9 protein-coding genes and 1 tRNA gene are annotated in these 10518 nt (G+C 51.4%); 3 read left to right on the top strand and 7 right to left on the bottom strand.

Annotated elements, in window-relative coordinates:
- The 3 genes from VFE46_09575 to VFE46_09565 form a co-directional block, all read right to left on the bottom strand.
- Positions 1–468, bottom strand: a 468-nt coding sequence (locus VFE46_09575; protein HZZ28236.1) for an outer membrane protein transport protein, incomplete at its 3' end; no start/stop codon positions are given.
- Between the two features lie 335 nt (positions 469–803).
- Positions 804–1919, bottom strand: coding sequence for a response regulator (locus VFE46_09570; protein HZZ28235.1), 1116 nt, complete (start codon positions 1917–1919; stop codon positions 804–806).
- 9 nt (positions 1920–1928) lie between these two features.
- Positions 1929–2297 carry an Hpt domain-containing protein gene (locus VFE46_09565; protein HZZ28234.1) on the bottom strand — a complete coding sequence of 123 codons (369 nt, stop codon included), beginning with the start codon at positions 2295–2297 and terminating at the stop codon, positions 1929–1931.
- 183 nt (positions 2298–2480) lie between these two features.
- On the opposite strand from VFE46_09565, the gene VFE46_09560 reads away from it, so the two are divergent.
- Together VFE46_09560 and VFE46_09555 are read left to right on the top strand one after the other, a co-directional pair.
- The gene (locus VFE46_09560; protein ID HZZ28233.1) at positions 2481–4214 is read left to right on the top strand and encodes a hypothetical protein; all 1734 of its coding nucleotides are present in this window, start codon (positions 2481–2483) and stop codon (positions 4212–4214) included.
- Between the two features lie 144 nt (positions 4215–4358).
- Positions 4359–4432, top strand: a tRNA-Met gene (locus tag VFE46_09555).
- Between the two features lie 206 nt (positions 4433–4638).
- Here VFE46_09555 and VFE46_09550 read toward each other — a convergent pair.
- The 3 genes from VFE46_09550 to VFE46_09540 form a co-directional block, all read right to left on the bottom strand.
- On the bottom strand, positions 4639–4845 hold the full coding sequence (locus VFE46_09550; GenBank protein ID HZZ28232.1) for a CsbD family protein: 207 nt from the start codon (positions 4843–4845) through the stop codon (positions 4639–4641).
- 202 nt (positions 4846–5047) lie between these two features.
- Positions 5048–6211, bottom strand: coding sequence for a divalent metal cation transporter (locus VFE46_09545; GenBank protein HZZ28231.1), 1164 nt, complete (start codon positions 6209–6211; stop codon positions 5048–5050).
- A gap of 313 nt (positions 6212–6524) precedes the next feature.
- Positions 6525–6920 (bottom strand): hypothetical protein, encoded by a 396-nt coding sequence (locus VFE46_09540; protein HZZ28230.1) that lies wholly within the window; start codon positions 6918–6920, stop codon positions 6525–6527.
- A gap of 299 nt (positions 6921–7219) precedes the next feature.
- On the opposite strand from VFE46_09540, the gene VFE46_09535 reads away from it, so the two are divergent.
- The gene (locus VFE46_09535; protein ID HZZ28229.1) at positions 7220–8293 is read left to right on the top strand and encodes a hypothetical protein; all 1074 of its coding nucleotides are present in this window, start codon (positions 7220–7222) and stop codon (positions 8291–8293) included.
- Here VFE46_09535 and VFE46_09530 read toward each other — a convergent pair.
- Positions 8226–10518: dockerin type I domain-containing protein (locus tag VFE46_09530; GenBank protein ID HZZ28228.1), on the bottom strand; the 2293-nt coding region annotated here is incomplete at its 5' end. The two genes, VFE46_09535 and VFE46_09530, sit on opposite strands and share 68 nt — an antisense overlap.

Genomic DNA, 10518 nt, shown 5'->3' with positions numbered 1-10518 from the left:
AACTCGATATGCCACGCTGGGCAAAATTTTCACTAGCGCGCCGAATGATTCGTAAACATGCTCCGCGCCGTCTGGCCCTTCCAAATGAAACCGTTCCGCAAAACCAGCGGGCGTGAATACGCCAAAGCCGAAGGCCCACATACCGTCTTCTGATTTTCGAATCAGGGCGATTTGCGGCAACGGCGTAAACGTGGAGGCTACATCGAGCCGGTTTTGCGGGTCTGAGTAGCGGCCACTGACCAGAAGCCCATCGGCTCCGATGTCGAGCATCTGGCAGCCATCGATGTTCACCATTGCCGCGGGATTATCGTAAATGATGCCGCCGTTGTCGGCAAATCCTTGGTTTGTGCCGCCACGCGACAATGCCCGGGGCGAAACGTCGTCCATCATCACGCCATCCGCCCAGGCACACGTGCCGATGGCCAACGAAGTGCAGAATGCCAGCCCAGCTGCCCAATTTCGATACATTCAGGCAATCCTTTGCCAGAAGAATGGTTCGGAGCAAGACACATAGCTCAAGCTGCCCAACTCGAAAAGTGCTACGAGCCGAATACCCGATATATCTATCCATTCGGCACGGATTATCCCCCCAGCGTTAATGAGCGGAGAGAAATAAGACGGGTTCAGGAACCCAGGGTGCCAGTAGTGCGGCCTAGGCAAAATGTACGGGCATGATGCCACAACCAATAAGCACTGACACCGACGTGAAAATCAGCCCAGCTAATGCGGGCAAAATTAGGTTACGGCAAAGGAGTAGACAAACTTCGCGTAACTCGAGAGCATTTCGGCAGGAAGCGGACTGTTCAGGAGTGTGTTGCTTCCGAGACAACCGATGCCGCCGGCAGCGGATTGTCGACCGGCGCAATTACAGCATTGTTTTGTGCAGTCAACTTTACGCTATCTCGCAACGTAAGAGGACCATCATCCTGAAAGCGATTTGCCACGGCAATGAACTCCTTCTCGGAATTTAGGAATGCTTGCACAACGTCAGGGTCGAATTGACGGCCCGACCCCTGGACGATTGTGTCCCGTGCCGTATCGTGACCAAACGCTCCTTTGTAAACGCGTTTACTTCGCAAAGCATCATAGACGTCGGCTAACGCGACGATGCGGCCGCACAATGGAATTTCTTCGGCCCGAAGTTGATTCGGATAACCTTGACCATCGTACCGTTCGTGGTGCGTCATGGCGATATCTTGCGCCATGACAAGAAATTGCGCTTGCGGTCGGCCTTGGGCGACAGCCCGCAATGTATTTCCTCCCAACACACTGTGCTGCTTCATTAATTCGAATTCTTCCGGCGACAGGCGACCAGGCTTCAAAAGCACGGCATCGGGAATGCCAACCTTGCCAATATCGTGCAATGGACTGGTGAGATAAATTAATTGCACGTAGTCGCCATCAATTACGTTGGCGTACTTTGGCCAACGCGAAAGTTCAGTAGCTAAGAGCCGGCTGTATTCGCGCATCCGTTCTAAGTGAGTACCAGTATCTTTGTCGCGGAATTCGGCCAATTTGGCCATGGCGAAGATTACTAAATCGCGGCTTTCCAACGATAAAATGCGCTCGCCGGTTCGCAATCGCATCCGCAGCTCTTGTGGATGAAAGGGCTTGGAAAGAAAATCATCGGCCCCGGCATCCAACCCACACACCACATTTTCCACTCCGCTACGCGATGTTAGCAGGATGATGTAAACGTAACCGCTCCATTGGCGTTTGCGAATTTCGCGGCACAATTCCAAGCCGCTCATCTTTGGCATTTGCCAATCGGAAATGACAAGATGAAATTGGCCGGTGCGAATAAGATCAAAAGCTTCTTGTCCATCGGCGGCCCCGACAGCGTCGTAACCAAACTGCCGCAAATCTTCCAAAATGATTTCGGAAGTGACTGCATCATCGTCAACAACTAAAACTCGCATGGCAAGGACCTACGAAGGTTGTTTCATTCGTTCAATAGTTTTCCGCAATTTGGTTCGGTCGAGGCGCATCCGCTCCAAATCGTGTGGCAACTCCGCCAGTTGCATATCCAGTGCTCGTTGCTCGGCGCGAGAAGCATTTTCGTACAAATCGCGAGCCGACACGCTGCCTGCCGTTCCTTTGATGCGATGTGCTACTTGAGCCGCTTCAGTAGCATCGCGGGCTCGAATGGCACGCTCCAACTCGATCAAATCGGCATCGAGTTGACCGGTGAATTTGGCTAGCACGCGTTCCACCAAGGCTAAATTGCCCATACACCGGACCTTCAGGGCCTCCCAATCGAGTGCCGATTGATCGACTTCGTCAGACCAGTGTTCCATAATTCGACTCTCGCAAAGACATCCGACTGGCGATGTTCTACCCTGAACTGTAGGTTTCCTTGTTTTCCAGTCAAAAACTGAGCACTAATTTGCAGCGTTGTAGGAATACAGTATGATTGGCATAAAACTTACAATCGGTAAAGTGTTCATTTCCAGTGATACTGCAAACCTCGCGATCCACTCATGCAACGCCTATATATATTGTCAAGCCGTGCGGGCCTGATCGCAGCGCTTATCTGCTTAAGTTATGGGAAATTAACCGCAGACGTAGATGAGGCGCCACCCGCCGCTGCGTCCAGCACTGCCCGGGCAGTACACATTCACGTCGATGCTAGCCGATCGAAAGGCAGCTGGAATCCCATCTGGCGATACTTTGGCGCGGATGAGCCGAATTACGCCACCATGAAAGATGGCCAAAAGTTAATCGGCGAGCTCGGGGAACTTGGCCCACCTCAAGTGTATTTTCGCACACACAACTTGCTGTGCACGGGCGATGGCACACCTGCTTTGAAATGGGGCTCGACAAACGCTTATCGTGAAGATGCTGAAGGAAAGCCACAATACGATTGGAAAATTCTAGATCACATTTTTGAGACTTACTTGCAGCGCAGTGTCAAGCCTTATGTGGAAATCGGCTTCATGCCGGAATCGCTTTCGACCCACGCCGAACCTTACCAGCACCATTGGGATCCCACTGCCAAATACAACGACATCTTCACCGGCTGGGCCTACCCGCCAAAAGATTTCAACAAGTGGAGCGATCTAATTTACCAATGGGCCGCTCATTGTGTTGAAAAATATGGTCCCGAAGAAGTAAATCGTTGGTATTGGGAAGTATGGAATGAGCCAAATATCGGTTATTGGAAGGGTTCACCGCAACAGTTCTTCGAATTGCATGATCGGGCCATCGACGCGGTCCGCCGCGCACTGCCCACGGCCAAAGTGGGTGGCCCCGATTCCGCGGGCGGAGGCACTAAATTTCTACGTGATTTTTTGGAACACTGTGTCCGCGGCAACAACGCAGCTACCCATGCCATCGGCACGCCAATAGATTTCATCTCGTTCCATGCCAAAGGCTCACCATCGTTTGTCGACGGCCACGTAAGAATGGGCATTGCCAATCAACTCCGCAATATCGATTCTGCATTCGCCATTGTCGCTTCATTTCCCGAGTTGAAGCAAAAGCCGATTGTGATTGGAGAATCCGACCCCGATGGTTGTGCGGCCTGCCAAGGTCGACAACTGGGTTACCGGAATGGCACGATGTATTCAAGCTATACGGCCGCCAGCTTCGCTCGCAAAATCGAACTGGCCGATAAGCACGGTATCAACCTGGAAGGTGCATTGACTTGGGCCTTCGAGTTTGAAGATCAACCACTGTTTGCCGGTTTCCGTCAATTAGCAACCGGTGGCATTGATTTACCGGTGCTCAACGTGTTCCGCATGTTCAGCAAAATGGAAGGTCAGCGGCTGAATGTTGAAAGCGACGCTGCAATCCCATTGTCTGAAATTTTGAAGAACGGGGTCCGCAACCTGCCCGAGGTTTCCGCACAAGCCAGTTTGGATGAACACAAATTAAGCGTGCTTTTGTGGCATTACCACGATGATGACTTGCCTGGCCTCGACGCCGACGTTGAACTATCCTGTACCGGTTTGCCAATCGCATCTGGTGAAGCGCGGCTGCAACAATTTCGCATTGATGCCGATCACAGCAACGCATACACGGCTTGGCAGAAAATGGGATCGCCGCAGCAACCTACCCCGGAACAATACGCCGCGTTGGAAGGCGCTTGTCGACTGGCGGAATTAGTACCACCAGCGACCGTACATATCGAAAATAATCAAATAATTTTGCATTTGACGTTACCGCGACAAGCGGTGGCGCTTGTGCAAATCAATTTGCCTGTGGCAAAATAGGCCCCAAAAGAATGGGTGCCTTGGAATCTGCGGTAGGCCTCGACGCGCTGGCAGCGTATGATATAATCTCATCAACCGACAGCGACCGCCAGCGCATCCTTTATGGTGTGTGCTTGATGGAACTTGTCGGAATAAAACACATGACGCGGGGTGGAGCAGCCCGGTAGCTCGCGAGGCTCATAACCTCGAGGTCACAGGTTCAAATCCTGTCCCCGCCACTGTATATTTTTATGATTCTCGAAAGTCCTTTGCTGCTGCGCCGGTCTAATTTGATGTAAAAGACTAGGCGCTCCCTTCTTTTCGTTCCGTTGCACAGCGAAAGCCCAACATCAAGCGGGTCCTCTGGTTGGACGCGTTTATCCGGCGGCCGAATGGTAAACTCGGCCCCGTCTTTTAGCCAACCAAGGGACACCTGAACTCGCGGCTAACCGGTCTTTATTTCGTCAGTAAATCGCTTTAGTTCGGTCTCAGCTTCCTGTTTAGCAATACCATAGCGTTCCTGAATTTTTCCCAGCAATTGATCACGTTTGCCCTGGACTACTGTCAAATCCTGATCTGTTAACTTACCCCAGCGTTCGCGAACTTTGCCTTGGAGTTGCTTCCAATTACCTTCAATTTGATCCCAATTCATAAAATCGTCTCCTCAATATTTCCCGGTGAACTTCTGCTGCTTAAATCGCATTGCGCAGCGCATTTTCTACCCGTGTAGAACTCCTTTTTGGGACATAAGCAGATTTCATGCCAGATGATTTATGTCTTTGTAGCCCATTAGAAAGAAGAGTTAGGTCCATGCGATGCCCTAACACCCACGGTAAATCTCGTGCTTTCGCGCTCTAGTAGATCCAGGTCCATACCAGCACAATCGCTGCGATAAACATTGCCACGGTTGTCGTCCAACCAAGAGTATTCACAATTAACCCATTGCTCCGTTTTCCCATAATCTGCGAATTGCTGGCGATGAGCATCACAATTATCAACAACGGCGGTGCCAAAAATCCGTTAATTACAGCGGTCCAAAATAACGCCTGCATCGGATTTACACCCAGGTAATTGATTGCCAGTGCAGCAAGCGTGCAAACGATTATGACCACATAGAATTCTTTAGCCTGCCAGGGCTTGGCATCCAAGCTGCATTTCCATCCACACAGTTCTGCCACGCTATAAGCTGCTGAGCCCGTAAGAATCGGCACCGCTAATATGCCTGTGCCGATTAAACCGAAGGCCATCAAAATATAGGCGGCATTCCCCGCGATAGGCCGCAGCGCGTCGGCCGCTTCCGTAGCGGTGCTGATTTCAGTCTTACCCGCAGTATGCAAAGTTGCCGCCGTAGCCAAAATGATGAAATACATTACGACATTGGAAAGAAACATTCCCGTGATCACATCCCATGCGGCGAACTTCAATTCCTTTGGAGTTGCGCCTTTGCGCTGCCAGCGTTGCGTTTTTCCGTCAGCAATTTCCTCCTCAATTTCTTGGTTGGCTTGCCAAAAGAATAGATAGGGAGAAATGGTCGTCCCCAACAGAGCCACTAGCATCGAAAGGAAATTGCTGTCGAAGCGAATGGACGGAACCAGCGTGCCTCGCAAGACAGAGGTCCAATTTGGATGGGCAAGGAACGACGCGCCGATATATGCGAATAGTGACAGAGTCAACCAGCGAAATATCTTAACGATCAGCCGGTAGCTTCCCCAAATCTGGACCAACAGAATCAATAAAGCGACCGGAAGTATTAAGGCTAAAATGGGGATCGGCGCTAGAAGATTGATTCCCGCCGCAATCGCCTGAATATCTGCTGCTGCATTGATGGTGTTAGCAACAACTAGTGCAACAATTGCCGGGTAAACCACAAAGCGCGGAAACTGTTCGCGCATAATGCGAGTCAAACCGGTGCCGTAAACCAATGCAATTTTTGCACAAATAAATTGAATTGCGGCCATTAAAGGAAAAGTGACCAGCGCCAGCCATAATACTGGGTAACCGATCGAAGCTCCGGCCATTGCGTAAGTGCCTATACCCGACGGATCGTCATCCGACGCTCCGGTAATTAAGCCCGGACCAAGAGCTTGCAAGAAGGGCCTGGCAGACCGTGTCACTCGATACCAACCTCGCTCCCGTCGCCTTTCCGGTTCAGAACCCGGATCCGCGGTCGTTGTTGAGCGATTTTTTTTTAATCTACGACGCATGTTCCTTTAATCGCCGCATTTCTTTGATCCATTTCCACAACGCAATCGTTCTACAAAAACAGGTCCGAATTCGGAATTGAATTCGGACCCGTCCTAAACAACACTGAAGTAGTTGACGAAGCGAAATTCACCGTCGAACGTCATTGGCGCGATCTTGCTCCCGTGCCGCTTGCTCTCGTTGTTGATCTGCAGACTTCTGAAGTTCGTTGGCACGACGACTTTCCGTATTCGCCTGATTCTGTGCACTCTCATGCTTGTCATCAGCATCGCGCTGGATTTCTGCTTTTTTGGCCTGGGCATTCAAATCAATTTGTTCCTTTTGACTTGTAGCTCGATCTTTTTGTGCCTGCAGGCTCAGATCAATTTGTTGTTTTTGCTGAGCAGCAGACTGGTTCACGTGCTCAATCTCCTTAGTCGTGCTTGACTGCTCGCATCCGGCCACAAGGACCACTGCAGGAACCAATAAAGCTCCAATCGAACGTGACCAAAAGCTCATCATTTTAGCTTTAAGGTGAGAACTCATGATTTAACTCCCTGATGAAAGAATTTTATACCCCTTCGTTCCGCGCCCGCGCCAAGATGCACATGCACATCCCGTACCACGGCACTTTTCTGCGGCAAAGCCTAAAATTATTGAGTGATTGTCAGTCTATCTGGATTGTTCCGAGCCAATGATTTTTCGGCAGTCCAATAAGAGCAAGACTGTTATCCGAAAAAGCATGTCCGATGCATTACCGGCACATTAATTGCAAAGCATTACGAGCAATTGGCCGTCAATTCGGCTGTGAAGCGATCAGGAAAGTCACTGAGGAGAGACATAACATGAAATCAATCGTTTATTCCGCGATTATTGTAATGAGTGCTGCAATTTGCATCGGATATGGAACTCGTGCGTTGTGCCAAACTCACGGCACGGCAGGGGCCGGCCCGGCTAATACGGGCAATTCGCAGGGCAGTGCTTCACCGAATATGCCCAACAATCCCGTAACCGGTCAGCCCGGCGCTCAAAGTGTGCCGATTCCAGGAACAGTTCCCATTGAGCCAAGTGCTCAGAGACCGGCACAAGTCCCTCCCGCCCTGCAGAACCCACCGAACCCAGCGGCCCAGCTTTCGCCAAATATTCCGCTGAATTCGGCAACAGGTCAGCCGGGCTCGCAAAGCGTGCCGATGCCATCCGGAAATGCTTTGCAGAATCAACCGAATGCGGCGGGATCTCAACCCACTTCTCCGACCGGAGCGCCAAGCATGGGTTCTCCTAACATACCTCCGAATTCAGCCACCGGTCGTTCGGGGGCCCAGAGCGTGACTCCACCTGGAACAAACACTTTGCAAACCCAACCCAATAACGCGCCACCGTTTGGTACAGGCAACGTTTCGCCGTTCGGCCCAGGCGGAACATCCAATGGTCTTCCGGCCGCACAGCGGGGAACCAATAATCAAAGCAGTAATCTAGGCGAAAGTGATATTCCCCCGCCAGTTCGAAATCGTGTCGACGAGAACCGCGCCGCTCGTCAAGACATTCGCCAAGATCGACAGGAGCTACGTGAAGATCGTCGGGACACGGCAAATGACTGGCGTTTTTCCAATTACAACAATGAGTGGTGGTATTGGATGCCGGAGAACTATTGGATGTACTATCGTGATAACAATTGGAATCGATATGATGCCGCTGCTTATCGGCCTCAAGGTTACGTTACGGGATACCGTGGCCAATCGCAAAACACGGGAACCTATTATGACGAGAACGGCCGGCAGTACCGGCGTGATTATTCCCCTCTCCGTAGCGCCTTACGCAGAGCAGAAGAAAATGGCAACGCGCAGGTAGATATCAATGCAGGGGGCACCCATGTAGATGCAGGCCCCAATGGCGTTCAGGTGGGAACACCCACGCGATAACGGTTACATCCAGAAAAACTTTTCCTTCAGCCGCTTGGGCGTCGCGGGTCGCCCAGGCGGCTACTTTTGTAACCTGACCATCCAAATTGAATTGCAAATTCAGGCCGCGATGGGCCCAAAAGCTTTCGAGAAGATCAAAGTCATCTTGGGGGTGCGTTATTCGTGATGAGGTTGGAGCAAGTGCTAGCGAATCCTCTGGCTCGAAAGTGCCGTAGAATTGATCGAGTGCCATCTGAGAGATCGGCTGTGAGGTTCGCACAGAAGATAACAGCGAGAGACCACTAAACCCCTTCGTGGCTTGAACACCTGGCAAGGAAAATTCAATTTGGCCATGCGGCTTGGCCGGGGCCTCGATCGGTATCTTTTGGCGCGGTGTATTGTTGTTGTTGGATGTCAGGAAATCCGTTGCCGATGGCGTACTCGTTAACAAGGTCGGCGGTGTTGGATTCAAATCTCCGAACAAACCGTCTGTTGAGCTTGCAGTAGTACTCTCAGTACTGACGCTCCCTCCGCCGCCAAGCAACAGATTGATTAGCGCCTGCACATCCAGGTTATTTACATGACCGTCGTTATTGATATCAGCAACATTAAGTAGATCTTGCGATGATAACTGCCGAGTCATTTGATACGTATTCAAACCCACAAGGGCGTTTATCAATGCGACAATGTCCGCTGCATCACGGTGGCCATCAAGATTAATGTCGCCCCTTAGTAGTATTGCGACGTTTGTGAAGATTGCGCTCGTCAACTGCGGGTTATAGTTTGCGGCGGCAGCTAAGCCAACGTCCGCAGAAGTTGGCATTGCTGCGATTGCAATGGTTGACCCCAACTGTGTCCATGTCACCCCATCGGAACTGTAAAAACCACTAAAGTTATTGCCGACGCGGACTACCCGTACGTATTCCGAACCAACCGGAATGCTCCCCAATGGCACCGAGGTTATACTACCGCCACTTGTCGTGCGATATTCAAAAACCAAACTATTGCCATCGCTTTGTAGCAAGGCGGCAAAGGGATCGTTCGAGCTAGTTCCAGCGCGAAACATTACGCCCGACGCCGGCGTGCCGTGCGTTCCATCGGCATTGGTCATGCTCAGAATTTCGGCAGTTATGGCCACATCACCGCTGATCGGCTGATAAGCAAAATTGAATTGGTCACTTGAGTCCCCGATTCCTGCGCCGCCGCCAACTACTGTCCACAGGTTTACCGTTGCTCCGGTCGACAGAGTTGTGGAGCTAGAAGCCCAACCAGGGTTACCCGGCATATTAATGTCCGCATCAACCCAGCCACTGGGCAAGCTGCTGGCGGGATTGCCGACAATCACCCCGCGACCATTGATTCCCAAATACACTCGACCGAACACGTTCGGATCGGCCGCCATGGTGTCTACCAAGCCACCCCACTGATGATTCACATCATTCAACAAGATCCACGTTTGGCCGGCATCATCCGAACGGTAAACTCCAAGGAAATTATTGATCGTGCCATAGATGTAGATCGCAGGATATGTTTTTCCGGGCGGAGGCGCCCCCAGCGTCATGCTGGGAACGTTGGCAAATCCGATTGAACTAACCTGCGTAAAACTAGTCCCGGAATTTGTAGAATGATACACGCCGTTGTATGAGGAAATCCACAAATCACCGGCAGTCAGCGGGTTGGCAACCAACGTGATATTGCCATTACTTAGCGCCGATCCAGTTTGAGTAAACGAGTGACCGCCGTTGGTGCTGATGTATAACTTCCACTGGTTGTCGCTACTGTTTTCGGTCCAATAGTAAAATACGCTGGAATTGACACGGTCGGAGACAACCGTTCCTCCGGTAAGCGTGCCGCTGGGCATAGTCGCTGCGGTCCATGTCGAACCGTTGTTCGTGGAAAAAAATGGCAACTTTCCAGAAGCGGCCCACAGAATAGTGCTGCCATCGGCAGAAACGGCGACCGCCCCACCCGAGGCATTATTATTCGGGCGAGAGGCAAATTCGGTCCACGTTACGCCATCGTTCGTTGTGTAAGCACCCTCATGGCTGCCGGTGCTGCCAACGACCACTTCAAAATTTGGATTGTTTTGCGCGAAATCGACGCTGTTCAATGTTCCCAGGCCACCATTAGCAATCGTTGCAGCAATTGCCCCTGCGCTTGGAGATGAAGTAAGTGTAGTGTGCGCAAATCCATTGATGTCACCCAGCGCGCTGAACAGCGGAACGCCTGTTTGGGGAGCAACCAAC

The sequence above is a fragment of the Pirellulales bacterium genome, assembly GCA_035656635.1.
Classification (GTDB): domain Bacteria; phylum Planctomycetota; class Planctomycetia; order Pirellulales; family JADZDJ01; genus DATJYL01.
The sequence above is the reverse complement of the archived record's forward strand: the minus strand, read 5'-3'. Positions and strand labels throughout refer to the sequence as shown.